Here is a 19976-nt window from a genome sequence, read left to right on the forward strand (position 1 = left end):
CGGGGGCCTGGCATCGCTGGCCTTTCGACGGTTCTATGTTAGAACGCGCCGCAACACAGAAGGTTGTAACCGTTCTGAAGTCGAGGACCGATGTCTGTCAGACGTCTTGCCGAAGATGCCGTCCAGCCCACCAGCTTCGCCTTCAGCGTCGACAACGAGAGCTGGGCCGAGAAAACGATCCGGAAATATCCGGAGGGCCGACAGCAATCGGCGGTGATTCCGCTTCTCATGCGAGCGCAGGAACAGGACGGCTGGGTCACGCGCGCGGCGATCGAGCATGTCGCCAAGCGCCTGTCCATGCCGCTGATTCGGGTCCTCGAAGTGGCGACCTTCTACACGCAGTTTCAGCTCAAGCCGATCGGCACGAAGGCCCATATCCAGATTTGCGGCACGACGCCCTGCATGTTGCGGGGCTCGGACGATCTGAAGGCCGTCTGCGCGCGTCGGATCCACGCCGAGCAGTTCCATCTCAACGCCGCCGGCACGCTGTCATGGGAAGAGGTGGAGTGCCTCGGGGCCTGTGTGAATGCGCCGATGGCCATGGTGTTCAAGGACACCTACGAGGATCTGACGCCCGAGCGGCTGGAAGAGATCATCGACGCTTTCGAGCGGGGCGAGGAAGTCCGGCCCGGACCGCAGATCGACCGACATCTCTCGGCGCCCGTTGGCGGCGCGACGACGCTGACTTCCCTTGGGGACGATGACGAGTTAGGCGATCGCGATGAAGGGCCTGTTCGGGAGAGCGCGCCTCAGGCGGGTGCGGGCGACGCGGTGCATATCGCCCCATCGGAAGCCGGCCGGGTCGATACGCATGCGGAAGAGACCGATCCATCCCTGCGCAGCCCGGGTGCGGAAGCCGGCGTGACCGCCAGCCCAGCGGCCGAGGAGGCGGTGAGTGCCGATCCCGGCGAGGACGGCCGCTCTTCCGCTGCCGTCACGGGCGGAACCCGCCAGGGCTCGACGGGCGCGCACGCCAAGGAGGCGCAAGCGGACGAAGCCGCCAAGCGCCATCGCACGGCAGGGAAGCGTGCCGAGCTGCCGGCTCGGGAAGCAGAAGCCGAGGCGGCCGTCGTGGACGACAAGAGCCGCGTCGTCGACAACGAGTCATCGGCGAAGAAGCCCCGCGCTCGGCGCAAGGTCGATAAGGCGTCATCGGATGGGTCCGATGGCGCGAACGGTGCGTGAGGGAAGAGATGCTGCAGGATCAGGACCGCATCTTCACCAATATCTACGGCCTTCGCGACAAGAGCCTGAAGGGCGCCCTGAGGCGTGGGCATTTCGACGGCACCGCTGACATTATCGGCAAGGGGCGTGACTGGATCATCAACGAGATGAAGGCGTCCGGTCTTCGCGGCCGGGGCGGCGCGGGCTTTCCCACCGGCCTCAAATGGTCCTTCATGCCCAAGGAGGTCGGCGAGCGACCGCATTACCTCGTCGTCAACGCAGACGAGTCGGAGCCCGGTACCTGCAAGGATCGCGAGATTCTGCGCAACGACCCCTTCACGCTGATAGAGGGTTGCGTCATAGCGGGCTTCGCGATGCTCGCCCATACCGCCTACATCTATGTGCGTGGCGAATATGTGCGTGAGCGCGAGGCACTCCAGCGCGCCATCGACGAGTGCTACGAGGCCGGCTATCTCGGCGCGAACAACAAGTGCGGCTGGGACTTTGACATCTACGTCCACCACGGCGCAGGCGCGTATATCTGCGGCGAGGAGACCGCGCTTCTCGAAAGCCTGGAGGGCCGGAAGGGCCAGCCGCGTCTGAAGCCTCCGTTCCCGGCCAATATGGGCCTGTACGGCTGCCCCACGACCGTCAACAACGTCGAGTCCATCGCGGTCGCGCCCACCATCCTGCGGCGGGGTGGCGCCTGGTTCGCGGGGATCGGACGGGAGAACAACACCGGCACCAAACTTTTCATGGTCTCGGGCCATGTCGAGCGCCCGTGCACGGTGGAAGAGGCGATGGGAATTCCTTTCCGCGAGCTGATCGAGAAGCACGCCGGCGGCGTGCGCGGTGGTTGGGACAATCTTCTGGCGGTCATCCCGGGTGGGGCCTCCTGCCCGGTGGTGAAGGCCGAGGATATCATCGACTGCCCGATGGATTTCGATGGCCTGCGCTCGGTGAAGTCCTCCTTCGGCACCGCCGCGGTGATCGTGATGGACAAATCGACCGATATCGTGCGTGCCATCGCCCGGCTCTCCTACTTCTTCAAGCACGAGAGCTGCGGCCAGTGCACGCCGTGCCGCGAGGGCACGGGGTGGATGTGGCGGGTGATGGAACGCATGGTGGTCGGCAACGCCCAGAAGCGTGAGATCGACATGCTGCTGGAAGTCACCAAGCAGGTCGAGGGACATACGATTTGCGCGTTGGGCGACGCGGCGGCTTGGCCGATCCAGGGCCTCATCCGCAACTTCCGTCCGGAGATCGAGCGGCGGATCGACGAGTTCTCCCGCAATGCCGACGCTCATCGCCGGCCCATCGAGCTGGAGGCGGCGGAATGACCATGGCATTGCATTTCGTATCCGCTCGTATCGTGACCGGAAAGTAGTCCGACATGGCAAAGATCAAAGTCGACGGCAACGAGATCGAGGTTCCGGACCACTACACGCTGCTGCAGGCGGCGGAAGAAGCGGGGGCGGAGATTCCGCGCTTCTGTTTCCACGAACGTTTGTCGATCGCCGGCAATTGCCGCATGTGCCTCGTCGAGGTGAAGGGCGGACCGCCCAAGCCGGCTGCGTCCTGCGCCATGGGCGTGCGCGACCTGCGCCCCGGCCCGAACGGCGAGGCGCCCGAAATCTTCACCAACACACCGATGGTGAAGAAGGCCCGCGAGGGCGTGATGGAGTTCCTGCTGATCAACCATCCGCTGGACTGCCCGATCTGTGACCAGGGTGGCGAGTGCGACCTCCAGGACCAGGCCATGGCCTATGGCGTGGATTCGTCACGCTATTCGGAGAACAAGCGGGCGGTCGAGGATAAATATATCGGCCCTCTGGTTAAGACGATCATGACGCGCTGCATCCACTGCACGCGCTGTGTCCGCTTCACTACGGAGGTAGCCGGGATCTCCGAGCTCGGCCTGGTGGGCCGTGGCGAGGATGCCGAGATCACCACCTATCTCGAACATGCCATGACCTCCGAGCTGCAGGGCAATGTCATCGACCTGTGCCCGGTCGGGGCGTTGACGTCGCGGCCCTACGCCTTCCAGGCCCGGCCCTGGGAGTTGACGAAGACCGAGACGGTGGACGTGATGGACGCGGTCGGCTCGGCCATCCGGGTCGATACGCGCGGCCGCGAAGTCATGCGCATCCTGCCGCGCGTGAACGAGGCGGTGAACGAGGAGTGGATCTCCGACAAGACCCGCTTCGTCTGGGATGGGCTGCGCACCCAGCGGCTCGACCGCCCCTATGTGCGGCGTGAAGGGCGCCTTCAGCCTGCGAGCTGGGCTGAAGCGTTCGACGTCATCAAGGCGAAGGTGGCGGAACTGGACGGCTCGCGGATCGGAGCCATATCGGGCGACCTTTCGGCGGTGGAGGAAATGTGGGCGCTCAAGCGCCTGATGGCCGAACTTGGATCGACGAATCTGGACTGCCGGCAGGACGGCGCCAGGCTCGACCCGGCGGACGGGCGCGCCTCCTATCTCTTCAACACCACCATCGCCGGCATCGAGAACGCCGACGCGCTGCTCATCATCGGCGCCAACCCGCGCTTTGAGGCTTCGGTACTCAATGCGCGAATTCGCAAGCGCTGGCGCCGGGGCAACTTCCCCATCGGCGTCATCGGCCAGAATGCCGATCTGCGTTATCCCTTCACCTATTTGGGGGCGGGCCCGCAGACCCTCTCAGACATCGACGGAGCGAGCCACGATTTCTACGAGGCCCTGAAAAAGGCCGAGCGCCCGATGATCATCCTGGGGCAGGGGCCGCTGGCCGCTGCGAACGGGGTGCAGGTCCTGGCCTCCGTCGCTGCCCTCGCGCGCGAGATCGGTGCCATCGCGGAGGGCTGGAACGGCTTCAACATCCTCCACACCGCCGCATCGCGCGTCGGCGGGCTCGATATCGGTTTCGTGCCGGGCGAGGGGGGCCAGACGGCTGCCGAAATGGCGTCCGGCGGTGTCGATCTTCTCTTCAGCCTGGGCGCGGACGAGATCGAGATCGTCCAAGGTCCCTTCGTCGTCTATATCGGCACCCATGGGGATCGAGGCGCTCATCGGGCGGACGTCATCCTGCCCGGAGCGGCCTACACCGAGAAGTCGGGAATCTGGGTCAATCTGGAAGGTCGCGTTCAGATCGGTGAGCGCGCCGCCTTCCCTCCGGGGGATGCGCGCGAGGACTGGGCGATTATCCGCGCGCTTTCGGCTGTTCTGGGCAAGACGCTGCCTTTCGACTCGCTCGGCAGCCTGCGCCGGGAAGTTTTTGAGCAGGTTGCCCATTTCCGCAAGGCGACGATCGATCCGGCCGATGCTTCCGCGATCACGGTCCTGGCGGACCGAGCGGGCGTCCTGTCCGGGGATGCCTTTGCGTCGCCGGTTGCGGACTTCTACCTGACCAACCCGATTGCCCGCGCCTCCAAGGTGATGGCGGAGTGCTCGCGCCTTGCCCGTGCCGAGCATTTGGAAGCAGCCGAATAGGAAAGCTTGAGAGATGGATTTCTTCTGGGCTTATGTCTGGCCTGCCGTCGTCATCGTGGCGCAGTCTCTGCTGTTCCTGGTCGTCCTGCTTGTTCTGATCGCCTATATCCTGCTGGCCGACCGCAAGATCTGGGCTGCGGTACAGATGCGCCGAGGGCCGAACGTCGTGGGACCCTGGGGGCTTTTCCAGTCCTTCGCCGATCTTCTGAAGTTCGTGCTGAAGGAGCCGGTGATCCCGGCCTCGGCCGACAAGACGGTGTTTCTGCTGGCGCCGCTCGTGGCTGTGACGCTTGCGCTTGCGACCTTCGCCGTAGTGCCGGTGGCCGATGGCTGGGTGATCGCGAACATCAATATCGGCATCCTCTACGTCTTCGCCATTTCCTCGCTCGAGGTCTACGGCGTAATCATGGGCGGATGGGCGTCCAATTCGAAATACGCCTTCCTCGGGGCGCTTCGCTCCGCGGCGCAGATGGTGTCCTACGAAGTCTCCATCGGCTTCGTCATCGTCACCGTCCTGTTGTGTGTCGGTTCGCTGAACTTGACCGACATCGTCCTGGCTCAGGCCTTGGGGCCGGGCACCATGCTGGGCCTGCCGTCGAGCTTCCTTGACTGGCACTGGCTGGCTCTGTTCCCGATGTTCGTCATTTTCTTCATCTCGGCCCTGGCCGAGACGAATCGCCCGCCCTTCGACCTGCCGGAAGCGGAATCGGAGCTCGTTGCCGGCTTCATGGTCGAGTACGGGTCCACGCCTTACATGATGTTCATGCTGGGCGAATACGCGGCCATCACCCTGATGTGCTGCCTGATGACGATCCTGTTCCTGGGAGGATGGCTGCCGCCCTTCGGGTTCGCGCCGTTCACCTGGGTTCCGGGGGTCATCTGGTTCCTTCTGAAGGTCGCCTTCTGCTTCTTCCTCTTCGCCATGGTGAAGGCCTTCGTGCCGCGCTACCGCTACGACCAACTCATGCGCCTCGGTTGGAAGGTCTTCCTGCCGATCTCGCTCGGCATGGTCGTCCTCGTGGCCCTGGTACTGCAACTCACCGGCTGGGGGCAGGCCTTCTCATGAGGCGCCGCTCTCCTCTTTCCCCGATCAGCCGAGGCCTCGCATGAGCGCTATCGCACAATCCATCCGGTCGCTTCTTCTCCTCGAGTTCGTGAAGGCCTTCGGCCTTTCGATGCGCTATTTCTTCGCGCCGAAGGCCACATTGAACTACCCGTTCGAGAAGGGGCCGGTGTCACCGCGCTTCCGTGGCGAACATGCGCTTCGCCGTTATCCGAACGGCGAGGAACGCTGCATTGCCTGCAAGCTCTGCGAGGCGATCTGCCCGGCGCAGGCGATCACCATCGAAGCCGGCCCGCGCCGCAACGACGGCACCCGCCGCACCGTGCGCTACGACATCGACATGGTGAAATGCATCTATTGCGGCTTCTGCCAGGAGGCTTGCCCGGTCGACGCCATCGTCGAAGGGCCGAACTTCGAGTTCTCCACGGAAACGCGTGAAGAACTCTATTACGACAAGGAAAAGCTGCTCGCCAATGGCGACCGCTGGGAGCGGGAGATCGCGCGCAACATTGCGCTCGATGCGCCCTACCGCTAATCCGGCGAAAGGCCGGCCTTGAAGGCCGTCCTTTCGCCGCATCCGCCGAACGACATGCCGCCGTCTTGTCCAAGGCACGGCAGCGCCGCCACGACCCAAGGGAGCCCGTCATGCTGGGCCTTCAGGCATTCTTCTTCTACGTCTTCGCGGTCATCGCCGTCGGCGCCGCCCTGATGGTCGTGTTCTCGCGAAACCCGGTCCATTCGGTGCTGTTCCTGATTCTGACCTTCGTCGCCTCGGCAGGGCTCTTCCTGCTCACGGGCGCCGAGTTCCTCGCCCTCATCCTCATCGTCGTCTATGTCGGCGCCGTAGCTATCCTGTTCCTTTTCGTCGTGATGATGATCGATCTCGACGTAGGCATGGCGAAGCAGAAAGCGCTGGAGTATGGCCCCATCGGCGCGCTGATTGCCCTTGTGCTCCTGGCCCAGCTCGTGATCGCGGTGACGGGAAACTATTTCGACCCCGCCCTCTCGACGGCGACGGTGCTGCCGACGCCGCCTTTGGAGGAGGTGTCGAACATCGAGGCCATCGGGCTCGTGCTCTACACCCGCTACATCTTCTTCTTCCAGCTCGCCGGGCTGATCCTGTTCGTTGCGATGATCGGGGCCATCGTTCTGACGCTGCGCCACAAGGAGGGGCTGAAGCGGCAGTCGATCCCGGCGCAGGTCGCGCGCACGCCGCAGACGGCGATCGAGATCGTCAAGGTCGAGAGCGGGAAGGGGCTTTAGGAGCGGTCATGGAAGTCGGTCTCTCACACTATCTCACGGTCGCGGCCATCCTGTTCGTGACAGGCGTCTTCGGCATCTTCATGCGCCGCAAGAACATCATCACGATCCTGATGTCGGTCGAGCTGATCCTTTTGTCGGTGAACCTCAATCTCGTGGCGTTCTCCGCTTTCCTGAACGATCTCGCCGGCCAGATCTTCGCGCTCTTCATCCTGACGGTCGCGGCGGCCGAGGCCGCCATCGGCCTCGCGATCCTGGTGGTCTTCTTCCGCAACCGCGGCTCGATCGCGGTCGACGACGTCAACACGATGAAGGGCTGAAGGCTTAGCGTTCGATGTATCAACTGATCGTCCTTCTGCCGCTGGCCGGCTTCATCGTCGCCGGGCTTTTCGGCAACCGCATGGGCGCCAAGGCGTCCGAGTACCTGACCACGGGCCTGATGATCGTAGCGGCGCTGCTGTCGTGGATCGGGTTCCTCAGCTTCTTCGGCGGCGACGGCGAGCCGATCCGCGTCATGATGCTCGCCTGGCTGCAGTCAGGCGACCTCGTGGCGCCGTGGATGCTGCGCATAGACAGGCTCACGCTGGTCATGCTGGTGGTGGTGAATACGGTCTCGGCGCTCGTGCATGTCTATTCGATCGGGTACATGCACCATGACCCGTCGCGGCCGCGCTTCTTCGCCTACCTGTCGTTCTTCACCTTCACCATGCTCATGCTGGTGACGAGCGACAATCTCATCCAGATGTTCTTCGGCTGGGAGGGGGTCGGCCTCGCTTCGTATCTCTTGATCGGTTTCTGGTATCAGAAGCCCTCGGCCAACGCTGCGGCGATGAAGGCCTTCGTCATCAACCGCGTCGGCGACTTCGGTTTTCTGCTGGGCGTCTTCGGCCTCTTCGCCCTCTTTGGCGCGGTCGATTTCGATACGATCTTCGCCTCTGCCCTTGCAACCTTCGAGGGTGGAGAAGCGGCGGGCGAGCCGTTCTTCCAGTTCGCCGGATGGACGCTGACCACCGGCGGTGCGTTGACGGTGATCTGCCTGATGCTCTTCATGGGCGCCATGGGCAAGTCGGCGCAGCTCGGGCTTCACACATGGCTGCCGGACGCGATGGAGGGGCCGACACCGGTCTCCGCCCTGATCCACGCGGCAACCATGGTGACGGCCGGGGTGTTCATGCTGGCGCGCATGTCCCCCGTCTTCGAAACGTCCACGACCGCGCTGACATTCGTGACCTTCATCGGAGCCACGACGGCCTTCTTCGCCGCGACGGTCGGCCTCGTGCAGAACGATATCAAGCGCGTCATCGCCTACTCGACCTGCTCCCAGCTCGGCTACATGTTCGTCGCGCTGGGCGTCGGGGCCTATGGCGCCGCCGTCTTTCACCTGTTCACGCACGCCTTCTTCAAGGCGCTGCTCTTCCTCGGGGCGGGCTCGGTCATCCATGCCGTCTCGGACGAGCAGGACATGCGGAACATGGGCGGGCTGCGCAAGCACATCCCCAAGACCTACTGGATGATGGTGATCGGCACGCTGGCGCTCACCGGCTTCCCGTTCACGGCGGGTTATTACTCCAAGGATGCCATCGTCGAGAGCGCCTTCGCGGGGGCGAACTCCTTCGCGATGTACGGCTACATCATGACCGTGATCGCCGCCGGACTGACGAGCTTCTACTCGTGGCGGCTCATCTTCATGACCTTCCACGGCAAGCCACGCGCAAGTCATGATGTCATGCATCACATCCATGAATCGCCGCCCGTGATGCTGGTGCCGCTCTACATCCTGGGCGTCGGCGCGTTGCTGGCCGGCATGGTCTTCTATCCGTTCTTCCTGGGGGGCTCCTACGATGCATTCTGGGGCGGCGCCCTGTTCGCCGGGCCGGAGAACCATATCCTGCATGACTACCACGAGGTGCCGACGCTGGTCGTCTGGTCGCCGACCATCATGATGGTGCTGGGCTTCGTCGTGGCCTACTTCTTCTATATCCGTTCGCCGGAGAGCCCGGCACGGATGGCCGAGCGCAACCGCGGACTCTACAAGTTCCTGCTCAACAAGTGGTACTTCGACGAGCTGTACGATTTCGTCTTCGTGCGTTCGTCGAAATGGCTCGGCCGCTTCCTCTGGAAGAAGGGCGACGGTGCGGTGATCGACCGGTTCGGGCCGGACGGCGTTTCGGCGCGGGTGCTGGATGCGGCCAATCGCGTGGTCCTGCTCCAGACAGGCTATCTCTACCATTACGCCTTCATCATGCTCATCGGCGTTGCCGCGCTCGTCACGTTCATGATGTTCGGGGGAACGAACTGATGACCGGCTGGCCGATCCTTTCGACCGTCACCTTCTTGCCTCTCGTCGGGGCACTGATCATTCTTTTCATCCGCGACGACAACGAGCTGGCGCGCAGGAACGTCTTCAACGTGGCGCTCCTGACGAGTGTCTTCACGTTCTTCCTCTCGCTGGGTATCTGGATCGGGTTCGACAATGCCGATCCCAACTTCCAGATGCTGGAACATGTCCCCTGGCTGGGCGAGGGCGGACCGGCCTATCACATGGGGGTGGACGGCATTTCCATGCTGTTCGTCATCCTGACGACGTTCCTCGTGCCTATCTGCATCCTTGCGAGCCGCGAGACGATCACCGAGCGCGTCAAGGAATACATGATCGCCTTCCTCGTCTTGGAGACGCTGGTCATCGGTGTCTTCTGCGCGCTCGACATCGTGCTCTTCTACATCTTCTTCGAAGGCTCGCTGATCCCGCTCTTCATCATCATCGGCGTGTGGGGTGGCAAGCGCCGGGTCTACGCGAGCTACAAGTTCATCCTCTATACTTTCCTTGGATCGGTGCTGATGCTCGTCGCCATCATGGCGATGTTCTGGAGCGCGGGCACGACGTCGATTCCGGACCTCCTGGCCTACGACTTCCCCGCGTCGATGCAGACCTGGCTATGGCTCGCCTTCTTCGCCTCATTCGCGGTGAAGATGCCGATGTGGCCAGTCCACACCTGGCTACCGGACGCCCACGTGGAGGCGCCCACCGCCGGCTCGGTCATCCTGGCGGGCATCCTTCTGAAGCTCGGCGGTTACGGCTTCCTGCGTTTCTCCCTGCCGATGTTCCCGCTGGCCTCGGCGGACTTCGCGCCCTTCGTCTTCGCGTTGTCGGTGGTGGCTATTGTCTACACTTCGCTCGTGGCCCTGATGCAGGAGGACATCAAGAAGCTCATCGCCTACTCGTCCGTCGCCCATATGGGCTTCGTGACCATGGGTATCTTCGCGGCCAACGAGCAGGGCGTGCAGGGCGCCATCTTCCAGATGCTGAGCCACGGTCTCATCTCCGCCGCGCTCTTCCTCTGCGTCGGCGTCATCTACGACCGGATGCATACGCGTGAGATCTCGGCCTATGGCGGTCTGGTCCATCGTATGCCAGCTTATGCGACGATGATGCTCTTCTTCAGCATGGCCAATGTCGGGCTCCCCGGCACGTCCGGCTTTGTAGGCGAGTTCCTCACTTTGATTGGCGCCTTCCAGGCGAATAGCTGGGTGGCGATCATCGCCACGACCGGCGTCATCCTGTCGGCGGCCTACGCCCTGTGGCTTTATCGCCGCGTCATCTTCGGCCCGCTTGAGAAAGAAAGCCTGAGGGGCCTTCTCGATCTGTCCGGGCGCGAGAAACTTCTCCTGTACCCCCTCGCGGTCCTGGTGGTCTTCTTCGGCGTCTATCCGATGCCGGTGTTCAACGTGACGGCGGCGTCCGTCGAGGCGCTGCTGAACGGCTATACGGCGGCACTGGATGTCGCCTCCACCGTGGCTGCGGTCCAGTAGGCGGGGCGGGAAAAAGACCATGTTCGCACAATTCATTTCCGACAGCCTGCCCATCGTCGGTCCGGAACTCATCCTGGCCGTCGGCGCCCTGGTCCTGCTGATGGTCGGCACATTCGTGGGGGAGAAGAGCGCCGGCCTCGTCACCTCGCTCAGCGTGGGCCTCATTCTCTTCGCCGGGTTCTGGCTCATTGTCGCGACGCCCGACGGCATCGCCTTCGGCGGCTCCTTCGTTCTCGACCCCTTCGCGCGGTTCACAAAGGTGCTTGTGCTGATCGGGTCTGCGGCGGCGGTCATTATGACGGTGGGCTTCGCTCGGCTGGAGCGTTTCGACCGTTTCGAGTTCCCCGTGCTGATCGTGCTGGCGACGGTCGGCATGATGGTGATGGTATCGGCGGGCGATCTGATCGCGCTGTATATGGGGCTCGAGCTCCAGTCCCTGGCAGCCTATGTCATCGCCGCGATCAACCGCGACAGCGTGCGCTCCACCGAGGCGGGGCTGAAGTACTTCGTTCTGGGCGCTCTGTCCTCCGGCATGCTTCTCTACGGGGCCTCGCTGGTCTACGGCTTCACCGGCCAGATCGAATTCACCGCGATAGCGGCTGCTTTGGGCGAGGGGCGCTCCTTCGGGCTTCTGGTCGGCCTCGTCTTCGTTATCGCGGGCCTTGCCTTCAAGATTTCGGCGGTGCCGTTCCATATGTGGACGCCGGACGTCTATGAGGGTGCTCCGACCCCGGTGACGGCCTTCTTCGCGGCCGCGCCGAAGGTGGCCGCGATGGCCCTGCTCATCCGTTTCACGGTGCAGGGCTTCCAGCCGCTCGCTGCGGACTGGCAGCAGATTATCGTCTTCATCTCCATCGCCTCGATGATCCTCGGCGCGTTCGCCGCCATCGGCCAGACCAACATCAAGCGGCTGATGGCCTATTCGTCGATCGGTCATATGGGCTATGCCCTGGTGGGACTGGCGGCGGCTGACAGCGCCGGCGTGGCGGGTGTTCTTGTCTACATGGCGACCTATATGACGATGACGCTTGGCACCTTCGCGGTCATCCTTGCCATGCGCCGGCCGGACGGTGCGGTGGAGGATCTGCGGGAACTCTCCGGGCTCTCCCGCACCAACCCCGTCATGGCCCTGGCGCTGACGGCACTGATGCTTTCCCTGGCTGGCCTGCCGCCGCTCCTGGGCTTCTGGGGCAAGTATTTCGTCTTCGTCGCGGCGGTGGGCGCAGGCCTCATTCCGTTGGCGGTGATCGGCGTCGTGACCAGCGCGGTCGGCCTTTACTACTACCTGCGGGTGGTGAAGGTGATGTGGTTCGACGAGCCGGCAGGTGGTTTCGTGCCGATGCAGACGGAACTGCGGATCGTGCTGGGTGCGTCCGCCCTGTTCATCTTTCCGGTCTACATCGTCTTCGCGGGCCCCCTGCTGGCGGCAGCGCAGGCAGCGGCGGCCAGCTTCTTCTGACCTTGTCGCGCTCCTCCGCCCGGCGGCGCATGGCCTTCGAAGCCGTCGAGTCCACGAACGCGCGCGCGCTGGAGGCGGCCCTCGCCGGCGACCCGGGGCCGCTCTGGGTGACGGCGGAGCGGCAGACGAGCGGCCGTGGCCGCCGTGGCCGCGCATGGGCCTCCCCATCGGGAAACCTCTATGCGAGCCTGCTCCTTCTCGACCCAGCGCCTCGGGAACTGCTCGGCAATCTACCGCTCGTCGTCGCCGTGGGCGTCCGGGCCGGGCTGGCCTCGCTTCCTGGCGTGGCGGACGAGCGGGTGCGGATCAAATGGCCGAACGACGTGCTCGTCGGGGGCGGCAAATGCGTGGGCATACTGATCGAGAGCGAGTCCCTCGGCGCTGGCGCAAATGCCGTTGTCATCGGCTGCGGCGTCAACGTAGCGAGCGCGCCTTTGGGTGCGCCGTATACCGTCTCTTCCCTGCAAGGCGAGGGATCGCGCGCTTCTGTCGATGACGTGTTCGAGCATCTGGCGAGCGGCGTGGAGGAGGCCTTGCGACGTTGGGATCGCGGCCGGGGCTTCGAGGCGATCCGCCGCGACTGGATCGCCCACGCCATCGGCATCGGTGAAGCTTGCACGGCCAATCTCACGACACGTTCGATCGAGGGCCGTTTCATTGAACTGGACAAGGACGGGCGGCTTGTCCTGGAAACAGGCGATGGCATCCGAGAGGCCATTTCTGCAGGGGACGTGTTCTTCGAGGCGAACCGGGTGCCGTAAGGGGCACAACAAGAGATTCGGCAGCCCGCCGTTCCAAACGGGCGTGATGACAACGAGCGCCGAGATGAATCGGCCTCATAGCAAAAGCGAACAAGATATTGAACGAACTGGTTTTCGTGCCGCTTGGCGGCATCGGAGAAATTGGCATGAACCTCGCGCTCTACGGCTTCGGCCCCAAGGAGCGGCGCGAGTGGGTGGTAATCGACTGCGGCGTGTCCTTCGCCGGGCCGGAATTTCCCGGAATCGATCTTGTGCTGCCGGACATCACCTTCGTGGAAAGCCTCGGCAAGGCGCTGAAGGGCATCGTGATCACCCACGCGCATGAGGATCATTACGGCGCGCTGCTAGACCTGTGGCCGCGGCTGAAGGCGCCGGTGTGGTGCACGCCTTTCACAGCGGGGCTGCTCGAGGCCAAGCGGGAAAGCGAGCCCGGCGCGCCGAGGATTCCGCTTTCGGTTTTCAAGGCCGGCGACCGGTTCAAGGTCGGGCCGTTCGAGATCGAGGCCATCAACGTCACACACTCCATCCCCGAACCGGTCGCGCTGGCGATCCGCAGCGAAGCGGGCACCGTGGTGCATACCGGCGACTGGAAGATCGACGCGACGCCGGCGCTTGGCCAGCCGACGGACGAGGCGCGGTTGCGCCAGATCGGTGACGAAGGCGTGCTGGCGATGGTTTGCGATTCGACCAATGCCTTGCGCGAGGGCGTGAGCCCCAGCGAGCGCGACGTGAATGCTTCGCTGCGCGAGATCATCCGGCACGCCAAGGGCCGCGTGGCGGTTACGACCTTCTCTTCCAACGTCGGACGCATCCGCTCCGTGGCGCAGGCGGCGCAGGATGTCGGCCGCCAGGTGCTCCTGATGGGCCGCTCCATGAAGCGCATGACGGACGTCGCCAAGGAGCTCGGCTATCTGGAAGGCATCGAGCCGTTCCTGTCCGAGCAGGATTTCGGCTATGTGCCGCGCGAAAAGGCGGTGATCGTGCTGACCGGCAGCCAGGGAGAGGCCCGCGCGGCACTGGCCAAGCTGGCGCGAGACGAGCACCCTTCCGTCGCCTTGTCCAGGGATGACACGGTGATCTTCTCCTCGCGGGCCATTCCCGGCAACGAGAAGGCGATCAACGACATTCGCAACGGCCTGATCGATCGCGGAATCCGCGTGATCGAGGACGGCGAGCAGCTCGTTCACGTTTCGGGCCACCCGCGCCGCAGCGAGATGCGCCAGATGTATTCCTGGGTGCGGCCGCAGATCTCGGTGCCGGCCCATGGCGAGTCGGCCCATCTCATGGCTCATGCGGCGCTGGCTCGGGAGGAGGGCGTCTCACAGGTCGTCTCGCTGCGCAACGGCAAGATGGTGCGCCTTGCGCCCGGCAAGCCGGAGATCGTGCAGGAGGTCCCCGTCGGCCGCTTCTACAAGGACGGCTACCTCGTGGCGGGCGAGAACGAACTGCGCATCGGGGAGCGCCGCAAGCTCTCCTATGCGGGGCAGGTCTCCGTCCTCGTCGAACTGACGCAGAAGCTCGAAATGCGCGCCGACCCGGAAGTCATCGCCATGGGCGTCCCGGAAAAGGATTTCGAAGGCGAGCGAATCCTTCCTGCTTTGGTCGATGCGGCTGCGGGCGCGGTGGAAAGCATCCCGCGTGGGCGGCGTAAGGATGCGGAGGTCGTTCGCGAGGCGGTGCGCCGCGCCGTGCGCGCCGAGGCGCAGGACGCCTGGGGCAAGAAGCCGATCATCACCGTGTTCGTCGCGCGCGCCGGCGGCAAGGACTGACGAGGAGACGCGCACGCCGGGCCGCAGGGTGCCCGGCGTGGCTGTTCTTTCCGATCGCCACGCGGCGGAGCTTTGCGACCGTATAGGGCAGGCGACCGAAGGCTCCTGCCGCTCGCGAGGCGTGTGTGATAGGATCGGCGTCAAAGCCCGTTTGACTTTTCGTTGCATCGAGCCATCGTCTTTGCGCTCGCGAGGTGTCGATCAGCGCGCGATAGCCGGTCGGGCCAGGAGAGGAGTGCATGGCCATGGGTGTCGTTTCTGCGCTGGCGATCTACTTCGTCATCTGGTGGACGGTGCTCTTCGCCATCCTGCCCATGGGCGTGCGGTCCCAGGCCGAAACAGGCGACATCGTTCCGGGCACTGTGCACAGTGCCCCGGCGGCGCCGGCGCTGGGGCGGAAGGCTCTGCTGACAACGCTCATCTCGGCCCTCGTCTTCGGGGCCTTTTACGCTTCCACGCAAATTTTTGGCTTCGGGCTCGATGATTTGCCCAGGATCATTCCTGGCACCTGAAGCATTGGTGTGGGCTTCGAAGTATCAAAAAAAATGCGAGGCATAAAAGCCTCGCATTTTAGCTCATCGGGTCTGGGTTCCACACCGAAACTGTCGTTCAGGGCAGCGATTATAGTTCGCGCCGGAAACCACGTCCTCCCAAGACTAGACCACCTGGATGTCGAGCGTAAGCCGCTCCTTCTATTGACATGACGCTATTACACCGTTGCCGTGTTGTCACGAGGAATCTGCGACAATCTGACACTTTTTTGGCCCTGTCGCCCCGATCCGCGCCATCGTTTGCCTCTTTTCGCTGCGGAAAAGGGAAGGGATTGCGGCGCAGCGGAGGTGGACGAACCTCGCTTTGCTTTCGCGCGGCGAGCGGCTATGAACCGCGCATTCAGCCTTTCACCAGTCGATACGGGTCTCCATGCGCCTCTCGCAATATTTCCTGCCCATCCTGAAGGAGACACCGAAGGAAGCCGAGATCGTCTCGCATCGCCTGATGCTGCGGGCCGGGATGATTCGCCAGCAGGCGGCGGGCAGCTATACGTGGCTCCCGCTCGGCAAGCGCGTGCTGGATAAGGTCTGCCGTGTCATTCGCGAGGAGCAGGATCGCGCGGGCGCGGTGGAGATCCTGATGCCGACGATCCAGTCGGCCGATCTCTGGCGCGAAAGTGGGCGTTATGACGATTACGGCAAGGAGATGCTGCGGATCGAGGACCGCCACGGGCGCGACATGCTGTTCGGCCCGACGAACGAGGAGATGGTGACGGATATCGCCCGCTCCTACATTCGCTCCTACAAGGAGTTGCCCCTCAATCTCTACCATATCCAGTGGAAGTTCCGTGACGAGGTCCGCCCGCGTTTCGGCGTCATGCGCTCGCGCGAATTTCTGATGAAGGACGCCTACTCATTCGATATTGACTATGAATCCTCGAAGGCGGCCTACGATCGGATGTTCGTGGCCTATCTGCGCACCTTCGCGCGCCTGGGCCTGCAGGCAATCCCGATGCGCGCCGATACCGGTCCCATCGGCGGTAAGCTGAGCCATGAGTTCATCATCCTCGCCTCGACGGGCGAGAGCGAGGTCTTCTGCCACCGCGACTATCTGGAGATGCCCGTGCCGGGCGAGGGCGTCGATTTCAAGGATGCGCCGGCTCTCGCGCAGACTGTCGAGCAATGGACGACGCCTTACGCGGCCACCGAGGAAATGCACGACGAGGCCGCATGGAACGCGCTCCCGGAGACCGAACGGCTGGCCGCCCGCGGGATCGAGGTCGGCCACATCTTCCATTTCGGCACGAAATATTCCGAGCCCATGGGGGCGACCGTCGCAGGCCCGGATGGAAAGGAAACGCCGCTCTTCATGGGCTCCTACGGCATCGGCCCCTCTCGCCTCATCGCGGCCATCATCGAGGCGAGCCATGACGAAAACGGCATCGTCTGGCCGATGGGCGTCGCGCCCTTCGATATCGGGCTCGTCAACATGAAGCCAGGAGACGCGGACTGCGACGCGGTTTGCGAGCGGCTGTATGGCGAGTTGCAGGCCGCCGGCCACGATGTGCTCTATGACGACCAGGACACGCGCGCGGGGGCCAAGTTCGCGACGATGGACCTGATCGGCCTGCCGGTGCAACTGATCGTCGGCCCGCGCGGGGCGAAGGCCGGCGAGGCCGAGATCAAGCTTCGCGCGAGCGGAGAGCGGGAGACTGTGGCCATCGATAAGGTCCTCGACAGGCTCAAGGCATGAACGCATCCGCGAAGCCGACCGCGCAGGCCGGTGGCACGGCGTCCCCTTCGACGCGACCTTTCTCGCGTTTCGAATGGATGATCGCCGGGCGCTACCTGCGCGCTCGGCGTCGGGATGCGGGCGTTTCGGTCATCGCGGGCTTCTCCTTCGTCGGCATCATGCTGGGCGTCGCCGCGCTGATCATCGTCATGTCGGTGATGAACGGCTTTCGCGCCGAGCTTCTGACGCGCATCCTCGGCGTCAACGGCCATGTGGTGATGCAACCGATCGACAGGCCGCTCACCGATTTCGACGATGTGGCGCAGCGCATCGCGTCCGTGCCCGGCGTCGCCTTCACGATGCCGCTCGTCCAGGGACAGGTGCTTGCAAGCGGAGCCGGTGCCGCCAATACTGGGGCGCTCGTCAAGGGTGTACGGGGTGAGGATCTCCAGCAGCTTACGCCGGTCTCATCCAACATTGTCTTAGGTTCACTCGAAGGGTTCGACGGCGGCGAGGGCGTTGCCATCGGCAGCCGGCTCGCACAGACTCTCGCCTTGTCCCTCGGAGACCTTATCACGCTGATCTCGCCGGAAGGCGACGTGACGCCCTTCGGCGCCGCGCCGCGCGTCAAGGCCTACGAGGTGACGGCGATCTTCGAGATCGGCCTGTCCGAGTATGACGCGGCCTACGTGTACATGCCGTTCGAGGAAGCCCAGCTCTTCTTCAATTCGGATGGGCAGGCCCAGTCCATCGAAATCTTCGTCGACCGCCCCGATAACGTTCAAACGCTCCAGGGCGCCATCGAGCAGGCGGCCGAGCGGCCGAACTACACGATCACCTGGCAACGCCAGAACGAGGGCTTCTTCTCGGCCCTGCAGGTAGAGCGGAACGTGATGTTCATCATCCTCACGCTCATCATCCTGGTGGCGGCGCTGAACATCATTTCCGGCCTCTTCATGCTGGTGAAGGACAAGGGCCGGGACATTGCCATCCTGCGCACGATGGGAGCCACCAAAGGCGCGGTCATGCGCGTCTTCTTCATCACCGGCACCTCCATCGGCGTGGCCGGCACGCTGGCCGGCCTGGTGCTCGGGGTCGTGTTCTGCCTCAATATCGAGAACCTGCGGCAGTTCTTCTCCTGGGTCCTGGGCACCACGATTTTCGATCCGCAATTCTACTTCCTCAGCCGGCTGCCGGCGGAGATCGATCCGTCCGAAGTCGTGGCCGTCGTTGCTATGGCGCTGGGTCTTTCCTTCATCGCCACCCTGTTTCCGTCCTGGAGAGCCTCGAAGCTCGATCCTGTCGAGGCGCTGCGTTACGAATGACAAGCAAGCAAGCCGCCCTGCGGCTCGAAAAGGTCGAGCGCCATTACGAGCAGGGCGAAAACCGCCTGACGATTCTCGATGGCGCGGATATGGAAATCGAGGCCGGCGCGTTGGTCGCGCTGGTTGCCCCTTCCGGTGCCGGCAAATCGACCCTGCTGCATATCGCCGGATTGCTGGAGCGGCCTGATGGGGGAGATGTCTTCGTCAACGGGGAGAGTTGCGGGGCCTTCGGCGATGACAGGCGCACCGCGATGCGCCGGCAGGCCATCGGCTTCGTCTACCAGTTCCACCATCTCCTGCCGGAGTTCTCGGCGCTGGAGAACGTGATGCTGCCGCAGATGATTCGCGGCCTGTCCCATAAGGTCGCGGCCGAGCGGGCTCGCGAGCTCTTAGGCTATATGCGAATCGGAAAACGCGCGGAGCATCGTCCCGCCGAGCTTTCGGGGGGCGAGCAGCAGCGTGTGGCCATCGCCCGCGCGGTTGCCAACAATCCCTTCGTGCTTCTGGCCGACGAGCCGACGGGCAATCTCGATCCGACCACTTCCGGCTACGTCTTCGACGCCCTGACCGCGCTGGTGCGCCAGTCCGGCGTGGCGGCCTTGATCGCCACGCACAACCACGATCTGGCGCGGCGCATGGACCGTGCCATCACGCTGCGCGATGGCAAGATCGTTCCGCACGTCTTCTAACGGGAGAGGGCCCCGAGATGGCGCCGCGCCGCATAAAGCGCCACGGCGGCTGCGTTCGAGACGTTAAGGGAGCGAATCGCGCCGGGCATCTCCAGGCGCGCCAGCGTTGAGACGGTCTCCCGCGTCTTCTGGCGCAGGCCCTTGCCCTCCGAGCCCAGGACGAGAGCTATCTTGTCGCCGGAGAAACTCGGCTCAAGTTCACCGGGCCCTTCCGAATCAAGCCCGATCGTCTGGTAGCCTCGCTGTGCGAGTTCCGTCAGACCCTCGGCCAGATTCCCGATCTGGATGTAAGGCACATGTTCGAGCGCGCCCGAGGCCGACTTCGCCAGGACGCCCGACTCCTGAGGGGAATGGCGTGAGGTCGTGACCACGGCGCCCGCTCCGAAGGCCGTTGCCGAGCGCAGGATCGCGCCCACATTGTGCGGGTCCGTCACCTGGTCCAGCACCAGAACGAGATTCGCCGTGCCCAGCGCCGACAGACGGCCGGGCGGCAGCGGTCGCGCTTCCAGCATCACGCCCTGATGCACAGCTTCGCCGCCCAACTCGCGATCGAGGAAGCGGGGCTCGACGAGTTCGAACGGGCAGGAGAGCCCGTCTTCGCCAACGCCGAGGCGGGCGAGGGCGTTTCTTGTCGCGTAGAGCCGGTGCAGGCGGCGTTTCGGATTCTGCAACGCCGCCTGCACCGTATGCAGGCCATAGAGCCGGACGGTGTTGTCCGGCAAGCCATCCGGCACGGCACCCTGCGCAGGCGGCCCGCCCTGCGTCTTCTCGCGATGGGCGCGGCGCAGCCGGGCGTAGTGGGAGTCCTTGGGCGTATGGGAGGGGGTGTCGCTCATTCTCCCTCCTTAACCGAAAAGCGCCCGGCGAGATATCGTTCTTCTGAGGGCCGAGGGCGGTTGACAGGGCGGGGAGGCGCCTGCATAACGCCGCCCGAACCGAAGGCGTCCCGAAGGGATGCTCGTGGTTCGACAGGGCCCTGCGGTC

Annotated in this window: 17 protein-coding genes; 16 read left to right on the plus strand and 1 reads right to left on the minus strand. The window is 64.1% G+C overall.

The features are described from left to right. The first annotated feature begins 90 nt into the window (after positions 1-90). The 16 genes from nuoE (at position 91) to J7654_RS12215 (ending at position 18992) form a co-directional block, all read left to right on the plus strand. Positions 91-1185 carry an NADH-quinone oxidoreductase subunit NuoE gene (gene nuoE, locus J7654_RS12140; protein ID WP_209736182.1) on the plus strand — a complete coding sequence of 365 codons (1095 nt, stop codon included), beginning with the start codon at positions 91-93 and terminating at the stop codon, positions 1183-1185. A gap of 8 nt (positions 1186-1193) precedes the next feature. Continuing rightward, positions 1194-2504 carry an NADH-quinone oxidoreductase subunit NuoF gene (nuoF, locus tag J7654_RS12145; protein WP_209736183.1) on the plus strand — a complete coding sequence of 437 codons (1311 nt, stop codon included), beginning with the start codon at positions 1194-1196 and terminating at the stop codon, positions 2502-2504. Between the two features lie 53 nt (positions 2505-2557). Continuing rightward, a complete protein-coding gene (gene nuoG, locus J7654_RS12150; protein WP_209736184.1) occupies positions 2558-4633 on the plus strand; it encodes an NADH-quinone oxidoreductase subunit NuoG in 2076 nt (691 codons plus the stop codon). A 13-nt stretch (positions 4634-4646) separates the two neighbouring features. Further along, a complete protein-coding gene (gene nuoH / locus J7654_RS12155; protein ID WP_209736185.1) occupies positions 4647-5699 on the plus strand; it encodes an NADH-quinone oxidoreductase subunit NuoH in 1053 nt (350 codons plus the stop codon). Between the two features lie 40 nt (positions 5700-5739). After that, a complete protein-coding gene (gene nuoI, locus J7654_RS12160) occupies positions 5740-6231 on the plus strand; it encodes an NADH-quinone oxidoreductase subunit NuoI (protein ID WP_209736186.1) in 492 nt (163 codons plus the stop codon). A gap of 113 nt (positions 6232-6344) precedes the next feature. Next, positions 6345-6959 (plus strand): NADH-quinone oxidoreductase subunit J, encoded by a 615-nt coding sequence (locus tag J7654_RS12165; protein ID WP_209740499.1) that lies wholly within the window; start codon positions 6345-6347, stop codon positions 6957-6959. An 8-nt stretch (positions 6960-6967) separates the two neighbouring features. Next, entirely contained in the window at positions 6968-7276 is a 309-nt protein-coding gene (gene nuoK, locus J7654_RS12170; RefSeq protein WP_209736187.1) for an NADH-quinone oxidoreductase subunit NuoK, read from the plus strand. A 14-nt stretch (positions 7277-7290) separates the two neighbouring features. Then, entirely contained in the window at positions 7291-9255 is a 1965-nt protein-coding gene (nuoL, locus tag J7654_RS12175) for an NADH-quinone oxidoreductase subunit L (protein WP_209736188.1), read from the plus strand. Next, positions 9255-10766, plus strand: a complete 1512-nt coding sequence (locus tag J7654_RS12180; RefSeq protein WP_209736189.1) for an NADH-quinone oxidoreductase subunit M — start codon at positions 9255-9257, stop codon at positions 10764-10766. The genes nuoL and J7654_RS12180 overlap by 1 nt, the downstream gene beginning before the upstream one ends. Before the next feature lie 19 nt (positions 10767-10785). Further along, a complete protein-coding gene (nuoN, locus tag J7654_RS12185) occupies positions 10786-12225 on the plus strand; it encodes an NADH-quinone oxidoreductase subunit NuoN (protein ID WP_209736190.1) in 1440 nt (479 codons plus the stop codon). A 29-nt stretch (positions 12226-12254) separates the two neighbouring features. Continuing rightward, on the plus strand, positions 12255-12986 hold the full coding sequence (locus J7654_RS12190; protein ID WP_209736191.1) for a biotin--[acetyl-CoA-carboxylase] ligase: 732 nt from the start codon (positions 12255-12257) through the stop codon (positions 12984-12986). Between the two features lie 146 nt (positions 12987-13132). Then, positions 13133-14755, plus strand: coding sequence for a ribonuclease J (locus J7654_RS12195; protein ID WP_377946331.1), 1623 nt, complete (start codon positions 13133-13135; stop codon positions 14753-14755). A gap of 245 nt (positions 14756-15000) precedes the next feature. Continuing rightward, complete coding sequence (locus tag J7654_RS12200) at positions 15001-15267, plus strand: DUF1467 family protein (protein WP_209740502.1); 267 nt, start codon at positions 15001-15003, stop codon at positions 15265-15267. A 409-nt stretch (positions 15268-15676) separates the two neighbouring features. Next, positions 15677-16999: a proline--tRNA ligase gene (gene proS / locus J7654_RS12205; RefSeq protein ID WP_209736192.1), complete on the plus strand. Its 1323-nt coding sequence runs from the start codon at positions 15677-15679 to the stop codon at positions 16997-16999. Then, complete coding sequence (locus J7654_RS12210) at positions 16996-18303, plus strand: lipoprotein-releasing ABC transporter permease subunit (protein WP_209736193.1); 1308 nt, start codon at positions 16996-16998, stop codon at positions 18301-18303. Before proS ends, J7654_RS12210 begins: the two co-directional genes overlap by 4 nt. Next, complete coding sequence (locus tag J7654_RS12215) at positions 18300-18992, plus strand: ABC transporter ATP-binding protein (protein ID WP_209736194.1); 693 nt, start codon at positions 18300-18302, stop codon at positions 18990-18992. The genes J7654_RS12210 and J7654_RS12215 overlap by 4 nt, the downstream gene beginning before the upstream one ends. Here J7654_RS12215 and J7654_RS12220 read toward each other — a convergent pair. After that, positions 18989-19828 carry a TrmH family RNA methyltransferase gene (locus J7654_RS12220; protein WP_209736195.1) on the minus strand — a complete coding sequence of 280 codons (840 nt, stop codon included), beginning with the start codon at positions 19826-19828 and terminating at the stop codon, positions 18989-18991. The genes J7654_RS12215 and J7654_RS12220 overlap by 4 nt on opposite strands. Positions 19829-19976: the final 148 nt, after the last annotated feature.

The sequence above is a fragment of the Aureimonas populi genome (genome assembly GCF_017815515.1).
GTDB classification, from domain to species: Bacteria; Pseudomonadota; Alphaproteobacteria; order Rhizobiales; family Rhizobiaceae; genus Aureimonas; species Aureimonas populi.

What these genes read in the sequence shown, in the direction of transcription:
- nuoG (WP_209736184.1), top strand. Translation starts at nt 2,558, where the DNA reads ATGGCAAAGATCAAAGTCGACGGCAACGAGATCGAGGTTCCGGACCAC.
- J7654_RS12220 (WP_209736195.1), bottom strand. Translation starts at nt 19,828, where the DNA reads ATGAGCGACACCCCCTCCCATACGCCCAAGGACTCCCACTACGCCCGG.
- nuoI (WP_209736186.1), top strand. Translation starts at nt 5,740, where the DNA reads ATGAGCGCTATCGCACAATCCATCCGGTCGCTTCTTCTCCTCGAGTTC.
- nuoF (WP_209736183.1), top strand. Translation starts at nt 1,194, where the DNA reads ATGCTGCAGGATCAGGACCGCATCTTCACCAATATCTACGGCCTTCGC.
- proS (WP_209736192.1), top strand. Translation starts at nt 15,677, where the DNA reads ATGCGCCTCTCGCAATATTTCCTGCCCATCCTGAAGGAGACACCGAAG.
- J7654_RS12190 (WP_209736191.1), top strand. Translation starts at nt 12,255, where the DNA reads ATGGCCTTCGAAGCCGTCGAGTCCACGAACGCGCGCGCGCTGGAGGCG.
- nuoH (WP_209736185.1), top strand. Translation starts at nt 4,647, where the DNA reads ATGGATTTCTTCTGGGCTTATGTCTGGCCTGCCGTCGTCATCGTGGCG.
- nuoE (WP_209736182.1), top strand. Translation starts at nt 91, where the DNA reads ATGTCTGTCAGACGTCTTGCCGAAGATGCCGTCCAGCCCACCAGCTTC.
- nuoN (WP_209736190.1), top strand. Translation starts at nt 10,786, where the DNA reads ATGTTCGCACAATTCATTTCCGACAGCCTGCCCATCGTCGGTCCGGAA.
- J7654_RS12180 (WP_209736189.1), top strand. Translation starts at nt 9,255, where the DNA reads ATGACCGGCTGGCCGATCCTTTCGACCGTCACCTTCTTGCCTCTCGTC.
- J7654_RS12195 (WP_377946331.1), top strand. Translation starts at nt 13,133, where the DNA reads ATGAACCTCGCGCTCTACGGCTTCGGCCCCAAGGAGCGGCGCGAGTGG.
- J7654_RS12200 (WP_209740502.1), top strand. Translation starts at nt 15,001, where the DNA reads ATGGGTGTCGTTTCTGCGCTGGCGATCTACTTCGTCATCTGGTGGACG.
- J7654_RS12210 (WP_209736193.1), top strand. Translation starts at nt 16,996, where the DNA reads ATGAACGCATCCGCGAAGCCGACCGCGCAGGCCGGTGGCACGGCGTCC.
- J7654_RS12215 (WP_209736194.1), top strand. Translation starts at nt 18,300, where the DNA reads ATGACAAGCAAGCAAGCCGCCCTGCGGCTCGAAAAGGTCGAGCGCCAT.
- nuoL (WP_209736188.1), top strand. Translation starts at nt 7,291, where the DNA reads ATGTATCAACTGATCGTCCTTCTGCCGCTGGCCGGCTTCATCGTCGCC.
- nuoK (WP_209736187.1), top strand. Translation starts at nt 6,968, where the DNA reads ATGGAAGTCGGTCTCTCACACTATCTCACGGTCGCGGCCATCCTGTTC.